Below are 22,625 nucleotides of genomic sequence, written 5' to 3' on the forward strand. Positions count from 1 at the left end.
TCGGGCGGCTCTCTGGCCGCCCTGCTTTTACTCCACTTCCGGCCTTTGCCGCGGCATTATCCACGCCACCCACAACGTTAGCAGCGCAATTAGCAACGACACTACAAACACCCAATGTAAAGAACTGGCGATTTGTCCGGTCCAGTCATGCAATGTCGCCTCCGACAGCGTCTGACGGCTTTCAGGCGACATGATTTTCTGCATCGGATCGTCGGCCTGCGGCAGACGCAGCGACAAGTTGAGGTTCAGCACCGCGCCCAATAACGCGGTACCAATCGCCGAACCGATCATGCGGCTGAACATGATTGAGGCGGTGCAAATGCCGCGAATGTCGTAATGCGCATGGTTCTGTACCGATACCAGAAACGTGGTGCTGGTCATGCCCATGCCGGTACCAATCACAAAGGCGGTGAATCCGGCCTGCACGATTGAGCTGTCGCTGCGCAGTAGCAGCAGCAACGCGCTGCCAGCAATCAGCAGCAGCGCGCCCAACTGCGCGGTGAAGCGATAGGAGGTGATAAGCATCAACCTACCGCTCAATGTACTGGCCAGCGGCCAGCCAATCGACATCATCGCCAGCGCGCTGCCGGCCTGCAGCGGCGTGCCGCCGGTGATGCCCTGAATCCATGTCGGCAAAAACGCGCTGATGCCCATCATGCTGGCACCGATAATCAGGTTGCCGATGTTGCCAGCAACGATGAGCCGACTGCGCCAGATTTCCAGCGGAAACAGCGATGCATCAGCACGCTGTTCATGATGTTTTAAACGCCAGGCGGCGATGACTGCCAGCAGCAGGAATGGCAGCAGCCAGAAACCGAGCACTTCGGCCTGCAACAGCGCGACTAATAATGCCGTTACGCAGATCATCAGCCAGCAGCTGCCGGTGAGATTGAGCGTGGTAGCCTGATTTTGCTCACGCGATGGAAGGAAGCGCGCCAGCAGCAACATGGCGATCGCGCCAATCGGTACGTTGACCCAGAAAATCACCGACCAGCTAAAGTGCTGTACCAGCCACGCGCCGCTCAGCGGGCCAATAATTGCCGCCACGCCCCAGACGCTGGAGAGCCAGCCTTGTACGTTGGCGCGTTCGCGCGGCGAATAGACGTCAGCCACAATGGTGGAGGTCAGCGGCATAATCGCGCCGGCACCTAAACCCTGAAAAGCGCGAAACAGAATCAGCCACGTCATGCTGTGGGCGAATCCGCACAAAATCGATCCCAGCAGGAACAGCGATACGCCAATAAACAGCAGCCGTTTGCGGCCCCACATGTCTGCTAATCGGCCATAGAGCGGCACGCTGACGGCTTGTGTCAGTAAATAGATGGAAAATACCCAGCCAAACTGCGAAAAGCCGCCAAGATCGGCAATGATGGTCGGCATCGCGGTGGCCACGATGGTGACTTCAATCGCCGCCATAAACATAGCGAGCATGCAGCCGATGAGAATCCAGTGGCGATGTTCCGTGTTCAATTCTGCAGTTTCAGTCATACGTCTCCCTAATTTCTAACAAGGCTAGCTGAAAATTCACCAGACCAGTTTCCTCTGCGTGCGCCCCATCTGTGACGACGTCACTTATTTCGATGAAAATTTTTTATTGTCGTATGATGCCTTATTCCATGCGGGTTAGCTGCGGTTTTTGATTATTTCTATCTGACTGATTTTGCCGCAGAAACTGGCACTTATCGACAAGCATTGCTATAGGTCTAAGCGGTGCTTTCCAGTTATTCACTGAAAAAGCATCTGCTAATAGTCATTTTAACTGCAATTTAACGGGGTGAAGGATTTTCGTATGTGTGCGTTTTTGACACTGCGCCGCCATCCTGGGAATGACATCACCACATCGAACGATTTTTTTGAATCAGGGAGACACTGGCTATGCAAAATGCATCGCTCGCCCGCCGCGCTGGGCTGGCTCTGCTCGCGATTGTTGCGGTGATTGCCCTGCTGGTTTGGGGGCTGGGGCTGAACACGCTGCGCGACCGTCGGGAAGATTTGATCTATCTCGGGCAGCAGCATCTGTTTTTGGTGTTTTGGTCAATGTTCTTTGCGCTGCTGGTGGGCATCCCCAGCGGGATCCTGCTGAGTCGTCCGTTTGCCCGTCGCTGGGCCGAATACGTGATGCAAATCTTCAACGTGGGTAACACGCTGCCACCGCTGGCGGTATTGGCGCTGGCGATGGTGATTGTCGGTATTGGCGATCGTCCCGCGTTGATTGCCCTGTTCCTCGCCTCGCTGCTGCCGATTGTGCGTAATACTTTTGCCGGTTTAAGCGCGGTACCGCCGTCGCTAATCGAAGCCGCCAACGGTATAGGTATGACTAAGTTTCAGCGTTTGCGTCAGGTGGAAATTCCCAATGCGCTGCCGGTGATTCTGGCAGGCGTGCGTATCGCCACGGCGATTAACGTCGGTACCGCGCCATTGGCGTTTCTGATCGGCGCCAGCAGCTTTGGCGAGCTGATCTTCCCTGGTATCTACCTCAACGACTTCCCTACGCTGATCCTCGGCGCTGTGGCCACCGCGCTGGTTGCGCTGGTGCTCGACATGCTGCTTGCGGCATTGGGACGTTATCTCAGCCCGCACTCTGCGGCTTAACACAAGGAGTTTTGTGATGGCCACTGCCAACAAGCTGGCGCGCTGGGTTAAACGTACTGCGCTGGCACTCACTGCGACGCTGGCAATCAGCCAAAGCGCCGCTGCTGCAACACCCATCACCATGGCAACCAAGAGTTTTACCGAGCAGCACATCCTCTCCGCGATGACGGTGATCTGGTTGCAGAAGAAAGGTTTTCAGGTGATCCCCAAGACCAATATCGCCACCACCATTGGTCGTAACGCGATGATCAATAAACAGATTGATATGACGTGGGAATACACCGGTACTTCGCTAATCATCTTTAACCACATCAATAAGCCGATGTCGACGGAAGACGCGTATAAAACGGTAAAACAGCTGGATGCGAAGTTGGGGCTGGTCTGGCTCAATCCTGCACCGATGAACAATACCTATGCGTTTGCTATGCAACGCGATCGCGCGGAGAAAGAAGGCATTAACACCATGTCGCAACTGGTGGCGAAGCTGGAAGAGGTACGCAAGAACGATCCGGAACATAACTGGAAACTGGGTTTGGACCTGGAGTTCTCGGGCCGTTCCGATGGCCTGAAGCCGCTGCAGAAAGCCTACAACATGCCGCTTGATCGTCCGCAGATTCGCCAGATGGATCCCGGCTTAGTCTACAACGCGATTCGCGATGGTTTTGTTGACGCGGGTTTGATCTACACCACCGATGGCCGTGTGAAAGGGTTTGAACTCAAAGTGTTAGAAGATGATAAGCACTTCTTCCCGAGTTACAACGTCACGCCGGTAGTGCGTCAGGATGTGCTAGAGAGTCATCCAGGTCTGGACACGGCGCTTAATCAGCTTTCCGCATTGATTAACGACGAAGCGATCACCGAGATGAACAAGCGTGTCGATATTGATCATCAGTCGCCGCAACAGGTGGCGCGTGATTTCCTTCAATCTAAGAACATGCTGTAAGGAGGCGCTGTGGATACCTTGCATTACATCATGAATAACTGGCACACCTTGATGTCGCTCACCTGGCAACATACCTGGCTGGTGCTGGTCGCGGTAGGTTTCGCCATTATCGTTGGCGTGCCGCTGGGCATTTTGATTGTGCGCTTTAAGTGGCTGGCCACGCCGGTGCTCGGCATCGCCACCATTGTGTTAACCATTCCGACCATTGCGTTGTTTGGTTTGATGATTCCGCTGTTTTCCATGATCGGTCAGGGCATTGGCGCCCTGCCCGCGATTACTGCGGTGTTTCTCTACTCGCTGCTGCCGATTGTGCGTAATACGCATACCGCGCTGGAGAATTTGTCACCCGGACTGCGCGAAGCTGGTCGCGGAATTGGCATGACTTTCTGGCAGCGTTTGCGCTGGGTGGAAATTCCGATGGCGCTGCCGGTGATTTTTGGCGGTATTCGTACGGCGGTGGTGATGAACGTTGGCGTAATGGCGATTGCCGCCGTGATTGGTGCAGGCGGTTTGGGCCTGCAACTGCTCGACGGTATCAGCGGCAGCGATGTGCGCATGCTGATTGCCGGTGCCTTGATGATTTGTTTGCTCGCGATTGTGCTTGATTGGCTGCTGCACCGTTTGCAGTCGGCGCTGACTCCTAAGGGGATTCGATAATGATAAAACTGGAAAACCTGACGAAAACCTTTACGCAAAAGAACGGCACGTCTCTCAATGCCGTGGATAACGTCAGCCTGGAAGTGCCTGCCGGGGAAATGTGTGTGCTGCTCGGCCCATCGGGTTGTGGCAAAACCACCACGCTGAAGATGATTAACCGCCTGATTCCCTCTTCAAGCGGCAGGATTTTGATCAATGGTGAAGACACCAGCGGACAAGATACCGTGACCCTGCGCCGCAATATTGGTTACGTGATCCAGCAGATTGGTCTGTTCCCGAACATGACCATCGAGGAGAACATTACCGTGGTGCCGCGCATGCTGGGCTGGGATAAGAAGCGCTGCCGCGAACGCGCCACGGAATTGATGAGCATGGTGGCGCTCGATCCGACCAAGTTCCTGCATCGCTATCCGCGTGAAATGTCCGGTGGTCAGCAGCAGCGTATCGGCGTGATTCGCGCACTGGCCGCTGATCCACCGGTTTTGCTGATGGATGAACCTTTCGGCGCGGTCGATCCGATCAACCGTGAAGTGATTCAGAACGAGTTCCTGGAAATGCAGCGTCAGTTGAAGAAGACCGTGATGCTGGTTAGCCATGATATTGATGAAGCGCTGAAGCTCGGCGACCGCATTGCCGTGTTTGGTCAGGGCAAAATTGTGCAGTGCGCCAGCCCGGATGAGCTGTTAGCCAAACCGGCGAACGACTTTGTGGGCTCCTTTGTCGGTCAGGACCGTACGCTGAAACGTTTGTTGCTGGTGCAGGCTGGCGATGTCACCGATCAGCAGCCCACCATCACCGTGCAGCGCACAACGCCATTGCAGGACGCTTTCGCTACCATGGACGATAACGATATGCGCTCGGTGACGGTGGTTGATGAAGATGGCAAGCCGCTGGGATTTGTGAAGCGTCGTGAAGCGCGCGGATCCACGGGCCGCTGCGAAGAGATGCTGCATACTTTTAAAGTGACCGGCAAAGCAGAAGAGAACCTGCGCGTGGTGCTGTCGAAGTTGTATGAGCACAACACGGTATGGATGCCGATCGTCGATGAGGAAGGTCGTTATAGCGGTGAGATATCGCAGGATTACATTGCCGATTATCTCAGTTCTGGACGTACGCGCCGTCGTTTGAATCCATAAAACCGTAAGCAGTCGCCGAGGGGCATATGGCAGATCGTAAAGTCGCCATAAATCATCCCTGAGGCTCAGCCCGCGCCTTCCCTGGCGCGGGATGCTTTACTCCTCTGCCATATGCCCCTCGGCTATTTGACTCCGTGCGCTTTGTTAGCGTGATTCCTCAGCCGTTTTTGCCGCTACAGCTTCGCTGCGCTCTGAAGGCAGTACTACATTCAAAATAATCGCCAGCATCCCACCGGTGGTGACCGCGTGACAAAACAGGTTGCTAATCAGCGTGGGAAATTGTTTCAGCACATCAGGCACTGCTTCCACACCCAAACCGATACCAAACGATACGGCAACAATCAGCATCTCGCGACGGCCAAGCGGCGTTTGCGTCATCACGCGAATACCTGCCGCCACCACGCTACCAAACATCACAATGGTCGCGCCGCCCAACACCGGCGGTGGAATCTGCTGCAGCATATAGCCAATTGCCGGGAACATACCGAGCAGCACCAACATCACGCCGATCACCATGCCAACGTAACGGCTGGCGACGCCGGTCATCTGGATGACGCCGTTATTTTGCGCAAAAGTGGTGTTGGGAAAGGCAGAAAATACGGCGGCGAGCAAACAGCTGATGCCATCGGCGAAAATACCGCCCTGCATGCGGCGCTCAAATGCTTCGCCTTCAATCGGCTGCTGCGACAACATGCAGTTCGCCGTAAGATCGCCCACCGCTTCAATTACGGCAATCACCGATACCAGCGCGATGGGAATAAAGATGGTCCAGTCAAAGGCAAAACCAAAACGGAACAGTTCTGGCAACACCAGCCACGGCGTATCGCCCATTGGCTTGAGGGTGAGATGACCGGTTAACGCTGAGGCGATACAGCCCGCTGCAATGCCAGCAACCACGGCAACCAGCCGCGTCCAGCGATTTTGCGAACGGTTAAGGACGATTATCACCAGCAGGGTCAAGGCGCCGAGCGCCAGATTACCCGGTGCGCCAAAATTGCTGGCGTTATGGCCACCAGCCCAATCGGTGATGCTGACTTTGATCAGGCTGATGCCAATCAATGTGATCACGGTACCGGTGACCACCGGCGTCAACACTTTGCGCAATGGCGCGATGCAGCGGCTGATTAGCATCGGAATCATCGCCGCCACCAGGTTGCAGCCAAAGATCATCGCCATGATCTCTTCCGGCGATCCACCGCGCGCTTTGACCATCAATCCGCCCGACAAAATCACGCCCAGAAAGGCAAAACTGGTGCCCTGCAGGCAGATCATGCCGGCGCCAATGCCCATAAAGCGGCGCGCCTGCAGGAATGTACCCAAACCGGAAACCAACAGCGACATGCTGATCAGATAAGGGATCCATGTCTGCAATCCCAAAACGGAACCAATAATCAGCGGCGGCGTAATTATGCCGACGACGCTGGCCAGCACATGTTGCAGTGCGGCACAAAATGCAGGCAATGGACCGATGCGGTCATTCAGCCCATACAACAAACCTTTCTCATCTGATTGCGACATACAGGTGCTCCGGCAAGATATTCATCAGAGCAGCTGATGCATGAATCACGCCAGAGAAGAGTGTTCAATAAAATGCGGGGAGTAAAGGATTGAATAATAGAGGAATTAATTCGTTAAAAAGGATGGCTGAATCTGAATCGTTAGATTCAGCCATTGATCATTTGCGACACTTTGTTTCATCAGGCCGCAGGCTTTGCACTGTTGTCGTGCGTAATATTGTCATCGAGCAGGGAAATATCCAGATAACCGCTCAGTTCCCGCTGCTCTGCACGCGGCAGGTAAGGCAACTCGCCTAATAAAGGTGCACCTAGCTTCTCGCTCAAAACATTAATAATTTCAGCGTAATGCGCCAGGCCGGGATTAATACGGTTTGCTACCCAACCCGCCAGTTGCAATCCATCCTGCGCAATGGCCTCGGCGGTCAGTAAAGCGTGGCTGATGCAACCTTCCTTAATGCCTACAACCAACACAACCGGTAAATGCTCCTGTCGCACCCAATCAGACAACGGCTGCAAGTCGTTCATTAGGCTGCGCCAGCCGCCGGTGCCTTCCACCACCACGCGCGCTGCGTTAGCCTGTAAATCGTTAAGACTGCGAGTGAGTAATGGATAATCAATGCGCTGCGTCGGGCTGGTGCTGATTTCATCCTCTTCCAGGGCGATTGGATTAACGGCGGAATAAGTGAGAGTGAGGCCCGAAGCCTGCTGTAACAGCAGTGCATCTTTATTACGTAAGCCTTCGGGTGTGCGCTGTGCGCTTTTGGCGACAGGTTTAAAACCTGCGGCGCAGAGATTCGCCTTGGCAAAGCACTGTAATAACGCTCGAGATACCACGGTTTTACCCACCGCGGTGTCGGTACCGGTGACAAAAAGCGTTTTCACCATTCTCCTCCTTCATTAAAGCGATGTGTAACGTGCGAAGGAGGCAGTTTAAGGAAATGTTTCCGCGGGCAGATTGCGTTAGGACAAACTTAAGGTGAGCTGTCATTATCCCTGCAACAGTTTTACCAATAAATGGCCGCTATAGAGCGCGTCTTTTATCAGTGCGGCGCCGCCAAAAGTGCCGGGATCGCTGAAAGCCGTTGGTGTGAGCTGGATTTCACTACTATAAGCGGGTAACGCCTGTTGACGAATGGTACTACTCACCGCAGGAAACAGCACATCGGCGGCTTGATTAAGCGGCGAACCAATAAGGATTTGTTGAGGATTAAAGATGTTTACCATCATCGCCAGCATGCGGCCAATGTGATGTCCGACGCCAGCAATCACATCACGCGCCAGACGATCGCCCTGCTGCGCGGCGGCGCATAAGCTCTCAATCGTCAACGGAGTCTGATGCAGCAAACTGTCTGGCTGCGACGGCAAACGCTGGGCGGTGAGAGTAAGCAAGCTTCCGATGCTGGCGACGGTTTCCAGACAGCCATTATTGCCGCAATAACATTGCTGGCCGTAAGGATCGATTTGCGTATGACCAATCTCCACCAGCGTACGGCCATTTTTATGCAGTAGTTGTCCGCCGCTGATCACGCCCGCACCGACGGTTTCATCGATCACAATCTGAATGACATGTTGTGCGCCGCTGGATGCGCCAAACAGTGATTCGGCTAACGTCCAGGCAGAAATATCATGCTGCACGAACACCGGCAAACCGGTGCGCTGCGCCAGCGTTTCTCCCAGTGGCATATCCTGCACGTCGTAACCCGGCATACGATGTACCACGCCAGAAGCCGCGTTGATCAATCCCGGCAAAGTAATGGCGATGGCGGTCAAACGCTCCAGCTTGCTTTGATGACGAATAAAGAAGTCATTTACCAAATTCAGCAAGGTTTGCAGCAGCGGTTTTTCGGCGCTGGCGTGCAGCGGCAAGCGATCTTCCTGCAGCGCGCGGCTGCTGAGATCGCGCAGCGTTAGCGTAATGAATCCGGGCTGAATGCGTACGGCGAGATAGTGCCAGGCGAGCGTATCGAGGATCAAACCAATCGCTGGACGACCGCGACTGCCGGGTTCCTGAAACTCGGTTTCCTGTACCAGATGGGCATCGAGCATTTCACGCACGATTTTGGTAATGCTGGCGGGTGCTAACTGGGCACGTTTAGAAAGCTCAATACGCGAAATCGGGCCGTAAAGGTCAATCAGTCGGTAAACCACACCTGCGTTGGTCTGTTTTATCTGATCAATATGACCAGGTTGACTGTACAGATTCACGCCCTGCTCCCATTATTTTCGCGCTTCTAAATAAACAGCAGCTATGGTGATGCAGATTGACCAGCAGCGTCAAATATTTGATTAGAAATGTGATTTATCGCACATAAAGTTTATGTCCTGCTTCACCCGCTGGTTTAATTCTCCGCATTTTGCAGCATCAGCGACATCATGTTGGTCATTTGCGCCGTCGGTTCTCGAGTAGTTGACCAGACCAGCCAAACCTCAGAAATCGCGTCGTTCTCCTGCAAAGGGATCCACACCACATCGGCCAAACGTGCACGGCGGAACGACGCCGGCAGAATTGACACGCCAAGACCGGTTGCCACCAACCCCAGAATAGTCATCGCCTCGCCCACTTCCTGAGTAATAAACGGTTTGATTTGATAACGATGCAGCAGCGCCAGAATTTCACCGTACAACGCGGTGCCGCCTTGCGGATCGAAAAATACAAATGGCTCGTTAGCTAATGCCTGAATGGAAATCGACTCCGCATCGGCCAGCGGATGCGCCCAATGCACCACCGCGCACAGCGGCTCACGCAGTAACACGCGGTGTTGCAGATCGCTGGGCAACGGCGTATTGCGCATCACACCGAGATCGAGTCGATCGTCATGCAGTGGCGCAAGCTGCTGGCGCGTGTTGTTCTCCTGCATCTGAATGTGCACTTCTGGCCAACGCTGGCGGAATTGATACAGCGCATCTGAAACCAGACCAGTAAACGGCGCTGACGAGGTAAAGCCAATGCGCAACTCGCCTTCCTGACCGGTGTGCACGCGTGCGGCGCGGCGCGCTGCCTGTTCAACCTGCAACAAAATGCCACGCGCATCCTGCAAAAACAGCGCGCCAGCGGGCGTGATCTGCACGCTGCGGTTGGTGCGGGTAAACAGCTGCGCACCAATTTCCTGTTCCAGCTGCTGAATCTGCTGACTCAACGGCGGTTGTGAAATATTCAGGCGCTGCGCGGCACGACCAAAATGCAGCTCTTCGGCGACGGCAATGAAATAGCGTAGATGGCGCAATTCGACATTCATATTTTAAACGTCTCATTTAAGATTATTAATATATTGTACAACCTATTAACCCTTTCCTACAGTAACCCTATGATGATTCTAACGAGGATGTTCCGTGAGTCGCTCTTCCCAGGCAGTGATACTCGATGAAGACGAGTTGTCCGTAAAGCCTGCTTCAACTGCAACCCCTTCAGAGTGGATTGAACGCGGATCGCCGCAGTTTATGCGTGTAACGCTGGCGCTGTTCTCCGCCGGTCTTGCCACTTTCGCTTTACTGTATTGCGTGCAGCCGATTCTGCCGGTGCTATCGCAGCAGTTTGGCGTTTCTCCGGCGCAAAGCAGTATTTCTCTCTCGCTCTCTACCGGCTTAATGGCGTTGGGATTGCTATTTACCGGGCCGCTATCGGATGCCATTGGGCGTAAATCGGTGATGGTTACCGCACTGTTGCTCGCCGCCATCTGCACTTTGATTTCCGCTACCATGAGTAGCTGGCAAGGCATTTTGCTGATGCGCGCGCTGATTGGCTTATCGCTGAGCGGCGTTGCGGCCGTTGGCATGACCTATCTGAGTGAAGAGATTCATCCACGCGTTATCGCCTTTTCCATGGGGCTGTATATCAGCGGTAACTCGATTGGTGGCATGAGTGGAAGATTGTTAACTGGCGTACTGACCGATTTCTTCTCTTGGCGCGTTGCGGTGGGCGTCATTGGGTGCTTCGCGTTGGCGGGTGCGCTGATGTTCTGGAAAATTCTGCCTGCATCCCGACATTTTCGTCCGGCGTCGCTGCGACCGCGCAGTTTATTGATCAACTTCCGTCTGCACTGGCGCGATAAAGGTTTGCCGCTGCTGTTCGCGGAGGGCTTCCTGCTGATGGGCGCGTTCGTCACGCTGTTCAACTACATCGGGTATCGCCTGTTAAGTGCGCCGTGGTCACTGAGTCAGGCGGTGGTTGGATTATTGTCGGTGGTGTATCTGACCGGTTCATGGAGTTCACCAAAAGCGGGCGCGATGACCAGCCGTTTTGGACGCGGTCCTGTGATGATTGGCGCGACTGCAATTATGCTGGCGGGATTGCTGCTGACGGCGTTTAACTCGCTGTGGCTGATTTTGCCCGGCATGATGCTATTCACCGCCGGATTCTTTGCGGCACACTCGGTTGCCAGCGGCTGGATTGGCCCGCGCGCGCGTCGTGCTAAAGGCCAGGCATCGTCACTTTATCTGTTCAGTTATTACGTCGGTTCCAGCGTGGCCGGCACCTTGGGCGGCGTGTTCTGGCACAGCTACGGCTGGATGGGCGTAACGCTATTCATTAGCCTGCTATTATTAATGGCTTTGCTGGTTGGCTGGCGTTTGCAGTGCCGAAAACTGTAATACCTTTCATCTGTTAAACGGGGCGAATACGCCCCGTTCTCATCTCAAGTGGACGCCACACGGCGATCCCACAGTCCCAGATAAAACAAAATGGCTATTCGTCGCTATAATTCATTCCATTCCAACAATAGTTAGACTTTTTTTTATTTCACAGCAATGAGGTCGTTAGATGGGACTCTATTATTACGTCGATAAGCACGCTGGCTATAACGACAACCATGTAGTACATGCAACGGGATGCCCGTTCTTACCCGCCGATGAGGCACGCCGTTTTCTTGGGACTTTCTACACGCCAAATGCCGCCATCCAGCAAGCACGTAAATTTTATGCCAGTGCGCTGGGCTGCGAGCATTGTTGTCCGGTTGGGGTAAAAAAAAACATGACAACTCAAAATAGCGTGGCACTAAAACACATGGTGAGACTCTGATAATCATGATTTGAGCGTGGTAGGGTAACCCCGCTGTTTTGTTAAGCACCGCTGAGGCGTTTCAAAATAACTATAATTTTACATGTAATAATAACTGGACCTTAAGGCGTTCATTAGGGCGTCAGGTCCAGTCGCCTCTTCCCTCATTTCACCATTCCTGATTATTCTCGGCTTGATGCCAGAAAGCGTAATAACCTCAGGCTATTAACCACGCCTCCCACGATAAAAAATAATCAGTAATAAAAGCCGACAAACGGTTTCCCTTCGTTCATTAATGCTCCACAATAGCAGGAATTTGTGACCTCGGTCACTTTCTGGGGTGCCTTTTCGCCCTTTCACTCGCCGTCTGACAGATTTGAACTCCATGCAATCTACTACTGTTTCCCGTAAAACGGCCTGGCTACGCGTTGTATTGCTGGCTATTGCTGCTTTTGTCTTTAACACCACAGAATTCGTGCCTGTCGGTTTGCTGTCAGATATCGCTGCCAGCTATGACATGAAGACTGCCGATGTTGGCATCATGTTGACCATCTATGCGTGGGTCGTCGCACTATTGTCGCTGCCGTTGATGCTGTTAACGCGCAATATTGAGCGTCGTCTGCTGTTAGCCGTGTTGTTCATCGTGTTCGTCGCCAGCCATGTGCTCTCGTCTGTGGCATGGGATTTTACCTCGCTGGTGATCTCGCGCATTGGTATTGCCTTAGCGCACGCGGTGTTCTGGTCAATTACCGCTTCGCTGGCCATTCGCGTGGCGCCTGCGGGTAAGAAAACGCAGGCGTTAAGTATGCTGGCAACCGGTACCGCGCTGGCAATGGTGCTGGGCGTGCCGATTGGGCGCATCGTCGGTCAATATCTTGGCTGGCGCACCACCTTCGGCATGATTGGTTTGTCTGCATTGGTGCTGCTGATTTTGCTGATGCGCATCCTGCCGCGTCTGCCGAGTGAACATACCGGTTCACTGAGCAGCGTGCCGATGCTATTCCGTCGTCCGGCGCTGGTAGCCATGTACATTCTGGTTACCGTGGTGGTGACGGCGCATTACACCGCCTATAGCTACATCGAACCCTTTATGCAGGTGGTCGCTAATGCGGATGACAATTTTACCACCCTGCTTTTACTGCTGTTTGGATCGGCGGGCATTATCGGCAGCGTGCTGTTCAGTACGCTGGGCAATAAATTCCCGTCGGCAATGCTGATCGCTGCTATCGCGATGATCACCTTAAGCATGGGCTTGCTGGTGTTTGCCGCAGTGCGTCCCGCTGCAATCACCGTGCTGTGCATCGTTTGGGGCATGGCAATGATGATGATTGGTCTGGCGATGCAGGTGCGCGTGCTGGCGCTGGCGCCGGATGCTACCGACGTCGCAATGTCGCTGTTCTCTGGTATCTACAACATCGGTATCGGCGCGGGTGCGCTGCTGGGAAATCAGGTCAGTTTGCATATGCAAATGTCGGACGTCGGTAACGTCGGCGGCATTATTGGCCTTGGCGCACTGTTCTGGTGTATCGCTATCTTCCGCCGCTATCCTCAACTGCGTTCTAACGGATAAGAAAAAAGGCTTCAGAAGGATTATCTTCTGAAGCCTTTTATTCACTTCTTACAGAATGCTTCATCGCACTCCGCTCAATTCTCTTAGTTATAAATTACTGCTGTGCCATTTAGCTTGTTGTTGCCAGAGGTCGAAGTGATGCGGAATGACTTTGCTCCAGCAGCATTGGCCTTTTCCGCTAGCTGATTCTCCAGCGATGTCAGGTTGGTGCTACCTGACGCGCTAACCACACCAATTTGTTGTTGATTTAGCGGCGCTTCGTTTACTAAGTCTGCAGCCATGCTACCAAAAGCGATTGAGGACAATGCTACAGCAGCCAGGGTCAGTTTGATGCTTTTCATAATTTTGCTCTCTTAAACAGATGAATTGGGGTCGGTCGCGATTAAGTTAACAACCGTTAATTAAATGCTACTGCCGAAAGGGCGTGCTCGTCAATCATTTTATTAACGGTCATTATTTTAATCGAAAGTGGCGTGATTATGGGCTTCCTAGCCCTTTTCAACTTACCCATTTGGGTGCTTTGACCAGCGAAAAGCACAAACGGGCAAAGACGAACAGGCTCATTCCGGGCTGCGCTTGCATATTTATTTAATGATCGGTAATTTAATTGGGTGTTTCTACGCTTTGAGGTGCCCAATGACTGAAGTTATCGATGTGGTGAACAGGAAAACGCGCGGTCGCCCGAAAGTGTTTGACCGCAATGATGCCCTGGACAAGGCATTGATGTTGTTCTGGGCGCATGGTTATGAAGGCACGTCGTTGTCCGATTTGGTTAACGCTACCGGTGCGAAAGCCCCAACCCTTTATGCTGAATTTGAGAATAAAGAGGGTTTATTCCGTGCGGCGATGCAGCGATACATTGAAACCTTCAGCGCACAACGTAACGCAGTGCTGAACGATGATGCATCAGACGTGAAAACGGCAATTGAAGCCTATTTTCGGGCAACCGCCGCGTGCTTTACTGAATGTGATAAGCCAGCAGGCTGTTTCTTCATTTGTACGTCGAGCGCGCTCTCTTCCGGCTCGGAAGAAGTGGCGCAAATGTTGGCGCAGCAGCATCATGCGCAGGAATCAGCGTTAAAAGCATTCCTTGATACCCGGCAGCAGCGCGGTGAATTACCGCAATGTGCCAATAGTGCAACCCTGGCCAGCTATCTGGCGTGTTTACTGCAGGGAATGTCGGTACGTGCGCGTGAAGGGGCCAATCGAGAGGATCTTGACCAGATTGTGGATACGCAGATGGCAATCTGGCCCGCTCTGGCGGGATATTGTGAGTTGAGCACCAAATAAAATTTCAGACCGACTTCCCTGTCGGCCCGAAATTACTGCCTCTATTCGAGCGGTGAGGCGAGCGAGCGTTAAGGCAGGAAAAACATCGGTTTTAACGCCGCACTCACCGGACTGTTATCCGGATTGGATGGCATTAAATCCTTCATGGATGCCCACCAACGCTGACACACCTCCGTTTTTGCCACGGCTTCCCAGCGCGCTTCAGACTCAATTTCCACGCTGGCAAACAGCAGATTACGTTCAGCATCCAGCCAGATAGCGTAATTGTGCGCGCCATGCGCTTTTAACGTCTCGGCCAGCTCCGGCCAAATTGGCGTGTGACGGCGCAGATACTCATCGTGGCAGTGTGCATGCACCTGCATCACAAAGGCTTTACGCAACATCGCTGCGCTCCGCCTGCAGAGCGGCTTGCCACGGCTTAACGTTGAAGCGCTCACCCAGTGCGATCAGTTGCTCAGTGGTGATGCTTTGACGAATGCCACCCATCGACAGGGCTTTCACCACCACTTCGGAGGATTTCTCCGCAGTGTCGATCAGGCCAAAGGTCTCATCGAGGTTTGGACCGGCGCCAAAGATGCCATGGAACGGCCACATCACAATGCTGTGGTTTGCCATCGCGTCGGCTGTTGCCTGACCAATTCCGTCGGTGCCTGGCACCATCCACGGCAGAATACCGACGCCATCCGGGAACACCACCAGACATTCGGTGCTGCCTTCCCACAGCAGTCGTGTGAAGCGTGCGGAATCCAGATCGACCACATAGCTCAGCGCCATAAAGTTGGTGGCGTGGCAGTGCATGATGACGCGATCAACGCCGTTTGAGACTTGCTTACGCACGCTGTGTGACTGGAAGTGAGCTGCCAGCTCTGACGTTGGCAGGCCGCCATTACTCAAACCCCAGTGGATTTTGTATGATAAGCCTTTGTCATCAACCTGCAACAGCGCCAGACAGTCGGCCGGATCGATCTGTACGTTACGGAAAAACTTACCCGATCCGGTAACCAGGAACCAATCATTGGCCAGCGCTGGAGCAGGCTTGGTCAGCTCAATACAGCGCGGCTCAGCATAGAAATCACCGGCGAAATCTTTAACTTCTTCCGGCAGTAAACGTAAGCTGACGTTGCCGCCGTTACGCTCATCCCAGCCCTTCAACCACATGTCGCTGGTCGCTTTAACCATTCCCTGAACAAAAGCGGAAGAGAGAATATTTTGCATGGTGTGTCCCTTAACGTTGACGCAGTGTTTGTTGTTCATAATGACGGACTTCGCTCAGCCAGCTGGCATCAGCAGGGACATCGTGGCGCAGACACCAGGCTTCCCACACCGCTTGCCACGGCAACGATTTTTGCTCTTCCAGCATTGCCAGGCGACCGGTGTAATCCCCTTCGTTCTCCAGCTTGCGTAACTGATCGGTAGGTTCCAGCAGCGCGCGTAGCAGTGCTTTTTTGGCATTGCGTGTACCAATTACCCACGCCGCGATGCGGTTAATAGACGCATCAAAGAAGTCGAGACCGATATGCACCTTCTCGAACAGCTTGTGGCGCGCGATCTCGGTGGCGATGGCCTGGGTTTCATCATCAAGAATCACCACGTGGTCGCTGTCCCAGCGTACCGGACGGCTTACGTGCAGCAGCAGGCGCGGCACATAAAGCATCGCCGTGGAGATCTTATCTGAAATCACTTCGGTTGGGTGGAAGTGGCCGGCATCCAGCGTTAGTGCGGTCTGGCGGCTGCTGGCATAGCCCAGGCAGAACTCATTGGAGCCCACGGTGTAACTTTCCGCACCGATACCAAACAGTTTGCTCTCTACCGCATCGATGTGATGCGCAGGGTTGAGCTTTTCACTGATTACTTCATCAAGCGCACTTGCCAGGCGTTGACGTGGTGCGAGGCGATCGACGGTGAGGTCTTTCATGCCGTCCGGCACCCAGATGTTCATGACGGATGCGGTACCCAGTTGCTCACCAAAGTGCGCCGAGATGCGACGGCTGGCCTTGCAGTGATCGATCCAGAACTGGCGAATCCCTTTGTCGGCGTGTGACAAGGTAAAGCCATCGGCACTCAGTGGATGGGAGAAGCAGCTTGGATTAAAGTCGAGGCCCAACTTGTGCGTCTTCGCCCATTCCACCCAGTTGCTGAAGTGTTTCGGTTCAATCGCATCACGATCAACCGGCTTATCGCTCTCCAGATAGATCGCATGCAGGTTAAGACGCTTGGCACCTGGAATGAGTGACATCGCTTTTTCAACATCAGAACGCAGCTCATCAGCATTACGCGCGCGGCCCGGATAGTTACCGGTAGCCTGAATACCGCCGGTCAGTTCACCGTTCGGATTTTCGAAGCCGCGCACGTCATCACCTTGCCAGCAGTGCATCGAGACCGGAATGCCATCCAGCTGTGCCATTACCTGTTCCACATCCACACCAATGGCGGCGTAGCGTTGTTTGGCCAGTTCGAAGGCCTGTTCAATCAGCTTAGTCATATGCAAGTTCCTTAGCAGGTTGGCTGAGCGCGGCAAAGCGTGCCTGATGGGCAGCGAAGGCGCTGTTGTTCAACGGTTCATATTTTTCTAACGGGAAGTTTTGGCTAATGCAGCGGCGTAAATCGCTGACGTCACGCAGTTCGCCTAAGGCAATGAGCTGGCAGCCGACGTTACCGAGCGTCGAAGCTTCAATCGGCCCGGCCAATACCGGCAGCTGGCAGGCATCGGCACACAATTGGTTTAACAGCGGATTCTGGCTGCCGCCGCCCACCACATGCAGCTGACGCAGCGGTGCAGCGCGTAATGTGCCGAGTTCACCAATCACCTGGCGATAGAGCAAGGCCAGACTGTCAAAGATGGTGCGGGCCAGCGCGGCAGGCGTCTGCGGAACGGGCATGTTCTGTTCGACGCAGGCGTTCTGAATCTCCTGAACCATGCTGTCTGGATTGATAAAACGACTGTGATTGGGGTTAACCAGCGCACGACAGGCAGATTCTTTTTCAGCGTCTTTGATCAGCGAGCAGAGATCGGTGATGTGCAACTCGGTGCAGACACATTGCAGCAGCCACAAACCCATAATGTTTTTCAGAACACGATAGCCTTCTGCTCCACCTTCATTGGTGATGTTGGCATTGAGCGCCGCCGTGCTGACACAAGGCTGCAAACTCTCAATCCCCATCAGCGACCAGGTTCCTGAGCTGAGATAAGCGGCATCATCCTGCATTAACGGTGTGGCCAAAACCGCACTCGCTGTATCGTGCGTCGCAACCGCGATCACCGGAATGTGGTTGCCGCTGGCGCTGGTCCAGTAACCAACGGTATTGCCTGGCGACGTTGGTTTGCCGAACCATTTAGCCGGCACGCCAGCCCAGGTGAGCAAATCGCTGTCCCATTCGCCGCTGTGAATATTGAGCAGTTGTGTGGTGGTGGCGTTGGTGTATTCCCAGTTCATCTGCCCGGTAAGGCGATAGTGCAAATAGTCTGGAATCATCAGTGCATGCTGCACTTGTTCCTGCCAATCTGGCTGCTGCTGATGCAGTGCGTGCAGTTGATAGAGCGTGTTAAACGGCAAGAACTGAATACCTGTGCGCTGATAGATTGCGCCTTTGCCGAGGTCATTAATGGCCTGAGCCATATGCCCTTCCGTGCGCTTGTCGCGATAGCTTACCGCCTCGCCGACGCGCTCGCCGTTGGCATCCAGCAATACCAAATCAACGCCCCAGGTGTCGATTCCAATGCTGTCCGGCACGATGCCTTCATCATCTAGCTGAGCCAGTCCTAAACGAATCTCCTGCTCCAGTCGCTCCAAATCCCAACAATCATAATCTGCACGGCGCACACGCTGATTGGTGAAGCGACGAACTTCGCGCAGGCTGATTTGCTGATTCGCTGAACTCCATTGTGCGAGCATCACGCGCCCGCTGGATGCGCCTAAATCAATGGCAACAATGTTACGCATACTCATGGCGTGTTCTTCCTGTGATGAGATGACAACAGATTAGAAATCCCTGCTTTTTGCCACCTTCCCCTTACTGCCAGTGCGTAATAGTCACTGGCACGCTAACAAAGAAGTTCGTGAGAAAGCTCACAGAACCACACAAGAAGAGAGATGTGAGCCTTGCCGCATTTCCGTCAATCGCTGGTGAGATCTTGAAAAATTGGCCATTTTCCTGCGTCACTAAGGTGAAAATTCAAGGTAAGGTGCGGGGCGCCTGCGTAGACTCGGCAACAGTTGAGTAAATAAAGAGGCGAATCATGACCGTTTTACATAGCGCAGATTTCTTCCCGGAAGGGAATTACGCCATCGCCATTGAGCCGCGCGTGCCGCAGCAGGCATTTCCGGAGCATCATCATGATTTCCATGAAATTGTGTTGGTGGAACAAGGTTCTGGCATTCATGTGTTTAACGGTCAGCCACAGGCTTTATCCGCAGGGTGCGTATGCTTCGTGCGCGATCACGATCGCCATCTTTATGAGCAAACGGAAAATTTGTGTCTGACCAACGTGCTGTATCGCAGTCCGGCGGCATTCCGTTTTCTCTCGGGTTTGCAGGATCTTCTGCCGCGCGAAGAAGAGGACCACTACGCATCGCACTGGCGCATCAATCACAAAGTGATGGCGCAGGCGCTGCAAATCGTTACGCAGATGAAGCAGCAAGATGCGTGGTCGCTGGAACGGCACGCACGTCAGGAACAACTTTTCCTGCAACTGTTGGTGTTGTTGCGCGAAGCGGCTCACAACGATCAATCACAGGATCAGGAAGCCCGCTTACATCGGTTGCTCGACTGGCTCAATGAGCACTACAGTGAAGAGATTGTGTGGGATGCCTTAGCCGATCGTTTTTCATTGTCGCTGCGTACCCTGCACCGCCAGATGAAGCAGCAAACCGGCAATACACCGCAGCGTTACCTGAATCGGCTTCGCCTGTTACAGGCGCGGCATTTACTGCGTCATAGTGATATGCGCATAACAGACATTGCCTACCAGTGCGGATTTGGTGACAGCAACCACTTCTCCACACTGTTCCGGCGAGAATTTGGCTGCGCGCCCAGAGCGGAGCGCCAGCAGATGTTATAACGGGAGCGTTTCCTCATGTCGCTAATCTTAACGCGCGAAGACTATTTTCCGGCCACCAATCTGCCGATTGCTGTGGCCGAGCGCATGCCGCAGCCCTCCTTCCCTCCGCATCGTCATGAATTCAGTGAAATCGTTATCGTCTGGCGCGGCAACGGCCTGCATGTGTTGAACGATCGTCCATGGTTGATAACCTGCGGCGACGTTTTTTACATTCACGATAACGACTGCCACAGCTACGACAGCGTCAACGACCTGGCGCTGGATAACATTCTTTACTGCCGTGATCGCTTTCGTCTTGGCCTCGACTGGAGTCAGTTGTTGCCGCCGCAAGAAGAAGATTCGCCGGGCTGCTGGCGTTTGACCACGCGCGGGATGGCGTTAGCGCGTGGCGTGATTAGCCAACTTGAGCGCGAGAGCCGCAAAAGTGATTCGCTATCGATTCAACTCTCCGAAGCGCTGTTTTTACAACTCGCGCTGATTTTGCGTCGTCACGGTTATGCTGCCGATCGGCCCTGGGCATTGCCTGAAGGTGAGCAACTGGATCTGCTGATGTCGGCGCTGCAAGGTGCCATCAGCCGTCCATTCGATTTGGCGGTGTTTTGCCAGCAGAATCAGTTAAGCGAGCGCGCGTTAAAACAGCTGTTTCGCCAGCAAACCGGTATGACCGTGGGTCACTATTTGCGGCAGCTCCAACTGTGCCAGGCGAAGTATCTGCTGCGGACGCAGGATTGCTTAATCAGTGAAGTGGCCGCACGTTGCGGTTTCGATGACAGTAACTACTTTTCGGTGGTATTTACGCGGGAAACCGGTTTAACGCCGAGTGCGTGGCGGCAGCGCTTCCTGCCGCATCGTGAACTCTCATCTGAAAAAGTTAAAGCCTGACGCGAGGTGAGCGTCAGGCTTTTTATTAGTTTGCTAACCCTAATCCCACAATGTTGGCAGCAATGATGATCACCACACAACCCAGTGACAGCACGCGCACCGGACGTTGACCCGCTGATTTCCACTCTTTCAGCACCAGACCAACCAAGCCACCGCACAGCACGTAGAGACTCATATGCAGCATCCAGCTGACAAAGTCGTACTGTGCTGGGATTTTAGCGTGGCCCCAGGCGTAGAAGAAGAACTGCAGATACCACATGGTGCCGCCGAGCACGGCAAACGCGATATTGGCCAGCAGCATCGGTTTGGCGACGGAGAAATCACGGCGTACTGAGAGATCGGTTTTTACCGCCAGACGGATGAAGCAATAAGCCAGATTGACTAATGCACCGCCGCCCATGATCACCACATAGCTTGGCAAGGCCACATACAACGGATTGATACCCAGATTGGCTGCGGCTTCATGCATCGGCTTGGCGGCATCCATTGCAAACGACATGCCAGCCGAGAAGATGCCGCACATTACGGCCAGAATCAGCCCTTTCTTGAGGTTGAACTCTTCAGCGTTGATGCCCAGCGCCCGCTCTTTCAACAGGCCGGCACGTGAAACAATCGCCACACCAATCAACGCAACAAACACGCCGAGCAGCGTCATACGTCCACCGGTCGAGTTGAATAGCTCAACAAAGCGTCCCTGCAGCAGCGGCGTCATCAGGGTTCCCACCACTAAAGTGATACCGATAGCAATCCCAATGCCCATCGACATGCCGAGGTAGCGCATGGTCAACCCGTAGTTGATGTTTCCGATGCCCCACATAGCACCAAACAGAAACACCGGCATCAGTTGAGAGAAACTAAAGCTGCCGTAATACGCCCAGAAATTCGGCAGTAATACCGCACTCACCGCCCAGGGAAGAATCAGCCACGACATAATGCCGCCCACCGACCACATCGTTTCCCAGGACCACTTTTTCACCTGCTTAAATGGAGCATAAAAACAGGCGGCACTGGCGGCACCCACCAGATGCCAGAAAATACCTGCAATGATGGCACTGTTCATTGTTATTCCTTCGTAAGGTTGAGGCCAACAGGAAACCGGCGGTCTCCCGATTACCGGCAGTCTACGGTGGGCCGCTTTTCGTCAGCCTTTGGATGGCTGCCGGAAAGCGGATGTTGCTGGCAAAATTCGGTGGGTCGTCAACATAAGGATCACAAAATCGCATTTGCAGGCAGGCAATGAAGTGTTTTTTATAAGTGGCTTATTATTCAGCATATTTTTCTAATATGCTGTGTCGATCAGCACAGTTTTTGATTCACTGCCACTGCAACAGTTAACATGGCAGTCACACAAAGCCGCGCACCAGACTTTCCCCGCAGGCGTTTAATCCGTATAACGTTGGGAAAATCATCAGGACGAAGGATTGAGATGAATACCAAAAGATTGCGGCTACTGCTGTCACAATCGGTGAGCCGCGTGATGCTGGATGACATCCGCGCCATCGTGCCGGCGCAGGCGCTTAACGTCTTTATTAATGGATTAGATGAGACGCACTACGCCACGCTGGATTGCGTGCAGAGCGAAGAGAATTGCGCCCTGCTGGCGTCGGTGATTGTGGTCTGGCGCCAACTGGGTCACATTCATGCGATTCATTATCAGAAAGGTGAGCATCTGCGTCAGGTCGATGACGCCACGCAATTCCAGCTGTTCAGTATGATGAAAACCCATCGCGCGATCGTGCAGATCGCTTAACTCACGGAATGACTATGAAAATCGGACTGCTTTTCCCTATTGCCATCATCATTGCTGGCGTCAGTTTTTTGGCGTGGTTTATTGCCAGCGGCGCGGCGATGCCGGGTTCCTGACATTTATTTAACATAGCTTGAATCGCTTCTAAGCCGCTGAAAGCGCGGCATTTCGCCAGGAATGCTGCGTCTGTCGTGCTGTTCTTCCCTTCTTTGCCATCCCTCAAGTCGCATTGGCAATAA

At 53.6% G+C, this 22,625-nt stretch carries 23 protein-coding genes; 12 read left to right on the top strand and 11 right to left on the bottom strand.

Going from position 1 to position 22,625, the window contains the following annotated elements; genetic code table 11:
• Nucleotides 1-27: 27 nt before the first annotated feature.
• Complete coding sequence (locus AC6I8A_RS09910) at nt 28-1,488, bottom strand: MDR family MFS transporter (RefSeq protein ID WP_497818407.1); 1,461 nt, start codon at nt 1,486-1,488, stop codon at nt 28-30.
• A 387-nt stretch (nt 1,489-1,875) separates the two neighbouring features.
• Between AC6I8A_RS09910 and AC6I8A_RS09915 the strand changes: the two genes are divergently transcribed.
• From AC6I8A_RS09915 to osmV, 4 genes are read left to right on the top strand one after another with little or no spacing between them, the layout of a single operon-like run.
• Nucleotides 1,876-2,592 (top strand): ABC transporter permease, encoded by a 717-nt coding sequence (locus AC6I8A_RS09915; protein WP_008108907.1) that lies wholly within the window; start codon nt 1,876-1,878, stop codon nt 2,590-2,592.
• A 16-nt stretch (nt 2,593-2,608) separates the two neighbouring features.
• On the top strand, nt 2,609-3,535 hold the full coding sequence (locus AC6I8A_RS09920; protein WP_497818408.1) for a glycine betaine ABC transporter substrate-binding protein: 927 nt from the start codon (nt 2,609-2,611) through the stop codon (nt 3,533-3,535).
• 9 nt (nt 3,536-3,544) lie between these two features.
• The gene (gene osmW, locus AC6I8A_RS09925; RefSeq protein ID WP_008108902.1) at nt 3,545-4,192 is read left to right on the top strand and encodes an osmoprotectant ABC transporter permease OsmW; all 648 of its coding nucleotides are present in this window, start codon (nt 3,545-3,547) and stop codon (nt 4,190-4,192) included.
• A complete protein-coding gene (osmV, locus tag AC6I8A_RS09930) occupies nt 4,192-5,328 on the top strand; it encodes an osmoprotectant ABC transporter ATP-binding protein OsmV (protein ID WP_265298199.1) in 1,137 nt (378 codons plus the stop codon). The genes osmW and osmV overlap by 1 nt, the downstream gene beginning before the upstream one ends.
• Nucleotides 5,329-5,472: 144 nt before the next feature.
• Here the strand turns inward: osmV and AC6I8A_RS09935 are convergent, their stop codons facing one another.
• From AC6I8A_RS09935 to AC6I8A_RS09950, 4 genes are all read right to left on the bottom strand, one after another.
• Nucleotides 5,473-6,846 carry a nucleobase:cation symporter-2 family protein gene (locus tag AC6I8A_RS09935; protein WP_497818409.1) on the bottom strand — a complete coding sequence of 458 codons (1,374 nt, stop codon included), beginning with the start codon at nt 6,844-6,846 and terminating at the stop codon, nt 5,473-5,475.
• A gap of 179 nt (nt 6,847-7,025) precedes the next feature.
• Nucleotides 7,026-7,727, bottom strand: a complete 702-nt coding sequence (gene bioD / locus AC6I8A_RS09940) for a dethiobiotin synthase (protein ID WP_265298563.1) — start codon at nt 7,725-7,727, stop codon at nt 7,026-7,028.
• A gap of 105 nt (nt 7,728-7,832) precedes the next feature.
• Complete coding sequence (gene mlc / locus AC6I8A_RS09945) at nt 7,833-9,050, bottom strand: sugar metabolism global transcriptional regulator Mlc (RefSeq protein ID WP_497818410.1); 1,218 nt, start codon at nt 9,048-9,050, stop codon at nt 7,833-7,835.
• Between the two features lie 134 nt (nt 9,051-9,184).
• The gene (locus AC6I8A_RS09950; protein WP_265298195.1) at nt 9,185-10,081 is read right to left on the bottom strand and encodes a LysR family transcriptional regulator; all 897 of its coding nucleotides are present in this window, start codon (nt 10,079-10,081) and stop codon (nt 9,185-9,187) included.
• A gap of 94 nt (nt 10,082-10,175) precedes the next feature.
• On the opposite strand from AC6I8A_RS09950, the gene ynfM reads away from it, so the two are divergent.
• From ynfM to AC6I8A_RS09965, 3 genes are all read left to right on the top strand, one after another.
• Nucleotides 10,176-11,432 carry a multidrug efflux MFS transporter YnfM/SxtP(Kp) gene (gene ynfM, locus AC6I8A_RS09955; protein WP_256696493.1) on the top strand — a complete coding sequence of 419 codons (1,257 nt, stop codon included), beginning with the start codon at nt 10,176-10,178 and terminating at the stop codon, nt 11,430-11,432.
• A 169-nt stretch (nt 11,433-11,601) separates the two neighbouring features.
• Nucleotides 11,602-11,859, top strand: coding sequence for a hypothetical protein (locus tag AC6I8A_RS09960; RefSeq protein WP_154156201.1), 258 nt, complete (start codon nt 11,602-11,604; stop codon nt 11,857-11,859).
• 364 nt (nt 11,860-12,223) lie between these two features.
• Nucleotides 12,224-13,408, top strand: coding sequence for a sugar transporter (locus AC6I8A_RS09965; protein WP_256696494.1), 1,185 nt, complete (start codon nt 12,224-12,226; stop codon nt 13,406-13,408).
• Between the two features lie 83 nt (nt 13,409-13,491).
• Here AC6I8A_RS09965 and bhsA read toward each other — a convergent pair whose 3' ends face one another.
• Nucleotides 13,492-13,749: a multiple stress resistance protein BhsA gene (bhsA, locus tag AC6I8A_RS09970; protein WP_256696495.1), complete on the bottom strand. Its 258-nt coding sequence runs from the start codon at nt 13,747-13,749 to the stop codon at nt 13,492-13,494.
• Nucleotides 13,750-14,044: 295 nt separating this feature from the next.
• Between bhsA and AC6I8A_RS09975 the strand changes: the two genes are divergently transcribed.
• The gene (locus tag AC6I8A_RS09975) at nt 14,045-14,698 is read left to right on the top strand and encodes a TetR/AcrR family transcriptional regulator (RefSeq protein WP_256696496.1); all 654 of its coding nucleotides are present in this window, start codon (nt 14,045-14,047) and stop codon (nt 14,696-14,698) included.
• Between the two features lie 68 nt (nt 14,699-14,766).
• Here the strand turns inward: AC6I8A_RS09975 and rhaM are convergent, their stop codons facing one another.
• From rhaM to rhaB, 4 genes are read right to left on the bottom strand one after another with little or no spacing between them, the layout of a single operon-like run.
• Complete coding sequence (gene rhaM / locus AC6I8A_RS09980; RefSeq protein ID WP_008108878.1) at nt 14,767-15,081, bottom strand: L-rhamnose mutarotase; 315 nt, start codon at nt 15,079-15,081, stop codon at nt 14,767-14,769.
• Nucleotides 15,071-15,913, bottom strand: coding sequence for a rhamnulose-1-phosphate aldolase (gene rhaD, locus AC6I8A_RS09985; protein ID WP_154193504.1), 843 nt, complete (start codon nt 15,911-15,913; stop codon nt 15,071-15,073). Before rhaD ends, rhaM begins: the two co-directional genes overlap by 11 nt.
• 10 nt (nt 15,914-15,923) lie before the next feature.
• Nucleotides 15,924-17,180: an L-rhamnose isomerase gene (locus AC6I8A_RS09990; protein WP_497818411.1), complete on the bottom strand. Its 1,257-nt coding sequence runs from the start codon at nt 17,178-17,180 to the stop codon at nt 15,924-15,926.
• Complete coding sequence (rhaB, locus tag AC6I8A_RS09995) at nt 17,173-18,645, bottom strand: rhamnulokinase (RefSeq protein WP_497818412.1); 1,473 nt, start codon at nt 18,643-18,645, stop codon at nt 17,173-17,175. Before rhaB ends, AC6I8A_RS09990 begins: the two co-directional genes overlap by 8 nt.
• Nucleotides 18,646-18,935: 290 nt before the next feature.
• On the opposite strand from rhaB, the gene rhaS reads away from it, so the two are divergent.
• Nucleotides 18,936-19,757, top strand: a complete 822-nt coding sequence (rhaS, locus tag AC6I8A_RS10000; protein ID WP_265298182.1) for an HTH-type transcriptional activator RhaS — start codon at nt 18,936-18,938, stop codon at nt 19,755-19,757.
• Nucleotides 19,758-19,772: 15 nt separating this feature from the next.
• Nucleotides 19,773-20,639 carry an HTH-type transcriptional activator RhaR gene (gene rhaR / locus AC6I8A_RS10005; protein WP_008108868.1) on the top strand — a complete coding sequence of 289 codons (867 nt, stop codon included), beginning with the start codon at nt 19,773-19,775 and terminating at the stop codon, nt 20,637-20,639.
• Between the two features lie 25 nt (nt 20,640-20,664).
• Here the strand turns inward: rhaR and rhaT are convergent, their stop codons facing one another.
• Nucleotides 20,665-21,699 (bottom strand): L-rhamnose/proton symporter RhaT, encoded by a 1,035-nt coding sequence (gene rhaT / locus AC6I8A_RS10010; protein ID WP_008108866.1) that lies wholly within the window; start codon nt 21,697-21,699, stop codon nt 20,665-20,667.
• Nucleotides 21,700-22,065: 366 nt separating this feature from the next.
• Between rhaT and AC6I8A_RS10015 the strand changes: the two genes are divergently transcribed.
• Complete coding sequence (locus AC6I8A_RS10015) at nt 22,066-22,389, top strand: hypothetical protein (RefSeq protein WP_008108864.1); 324 nt, start codon at nt 22,066-22,068, stop codon at nt 22,387-22,389.
• Nucleotides 22,390-22,403: 14 nt separating this feature from the next.
• Nucleotides 22,404-22,502 carry a YoaK family small membrane protein gene (locus AC6I8A_RS10020; RefSeq protein WP_008108862.1) on the top strand — a complete coding sequence of 33 codons (99 nt, stop codon included), beginning with the start codon at nt 22,404-22,406 and terminating at the stop codon, nt 22,500-22,502.
• Nucleotides 22,503-22,625: the final 123 nt, after the last annotated feature.

The organism is Pantoea sp. X-Soil-ISGK-275 (genome assembly GCF_059730795.1).

Excerpts from the sequence above, each read along its gene's own strand:
- AC6I8A_RS09990 (WP_497818411.1), bottom strand. The coding sequence starts at position 17,180 with ATGACTAAGCTGATTGAACAGGCCTTCGAACTGGCCAAACAACGCTAC.
- AC6I8A_RS09965 (WP_256696494.1), top strand. The coding sequence starts at position 12,224 with ATGCAATCTACTACTGTTTCCCGTAAAACGGCCTGGCTACGCGTTGTA.
- rhaT (WP_008108866.1), bottom strand. The coding sequence starts at position 21,699 with ATGAACAGTGCCATCATTGCAGGTATTTTCTGGCATCTGGTGGGTGCC.
- AC6I8A_RS09960 (WP_154156201.1), top strand. The coding sequence starts at position 11,602 with ATGGGACTCTATTATTACGTCGATAAGCACGCTGGCTATAACGACAAC.
- AC6I8A_RS09910 (WP_497818407.1), bottom strand. The coding sequence starts at position 1,488 with ATGACTGAAACTGCAGAATTGAACACGGAACATCGCCACTGGATTCTC.
- osmV (WP_265298199.1), top strand. The coding sequence starts at position 4,192 with ATGATAAAACTGGAAAACCTGACGAAAACCTTTACGCAAAAGAACGGC.
- rhaB (WP_497818412.1), bottom strand. The coding sequence starts at position 18,645 with ATGAGTATGCGTAACATTGTTGCCATTGATTTAGGCGCATCCAGCGGG.
- AC6I8A_RS09935 (WP_497818409.1), bottom strand. The coding sequence starts at position 6,846 with ATGTCGCAATCAGATGAGAAAGGTTTGTTGTATGGGCTGAATGACCGC.
- AC6I8A_RS09915 (WP_008108907.1), top strand. The coding sequence starts at position 1,876 with ATGCAAAATGCATCGCTCGCCCGCCGCGCTGGGCTGGCTCTGCTCGCG.
- AC6I8A_RS09950 (WP_265298195.1), bottom strand. The coding sequence starts at position 10,081 with ATGAATGTCGAATTGCGCCATCTACGCTATTTCATTGCCGTCGCCGAA.
- rhaM (WP_008108878.1), bottom strand. The coding sequence starts at position 15,081 with ATGTTGCGTAAAGCCTTTGTGATGCAGGTGCATGCACACTGCCACGAT.
- AC6I8A_RS10020 (WP_008108862.1), top strand. The coding sequence starts at position 22,404 with ATGAAAATCGGACTGCTTTTCCCTATTGCCATCATCATTGCTGGCGTC.
- rhaS (WP_265298182.1), top strand. The coding sequence starts at position 18,936 with ATGACCGTTTTACATAGCGCAGATTTCTTCCCGGAAGGGAATTACGCC.
- AC6I8A_RS10015 (WP_008108864.1), top strand. The coding sequence starts at position 22,066 with ATGAATACCAAAAGATTGCGGCTACTGCTGTCACAATCGGTGAGCCGC.
- AC6I8A_RS09920 (WP_497818408.1), top strand. The coding sequence starts at position 2,609 with ATGGCCACTGCCAACAAGCTGGCGCGCTGGGTTAAACGTACTGCGCTG.
- AC6I8A_RS09975 (WP_256696496.1), top strand. The coding sequence starts at position 14,045 with ATGACTGAAGTTATCGATGTGGTGAACAGGAAAACGCGCGGTCGCCCG.
- bhsA (WP_256696495.1), bottom strand. The coding sequence starts at position 13,749 with ATGAAAAGCATCAAACTGACCCTGGCTGCTGTAGCATTGTCCTCAATC.
- rhaR (WP_008108868.1), top strand. The coding sequence starts at position 19,773 with ATGTCGCTAATCTTAACGCGCGAAGACTATTTTCCGGCCACCAATCTG.
- rhaD (WP_154193504.1), bottom strand. The coding sequence starts at position 15,913 with ATGCAAAATATTCTCTCTTCCGCTTTTGTTCAGGGAATGGTTAAAGCG.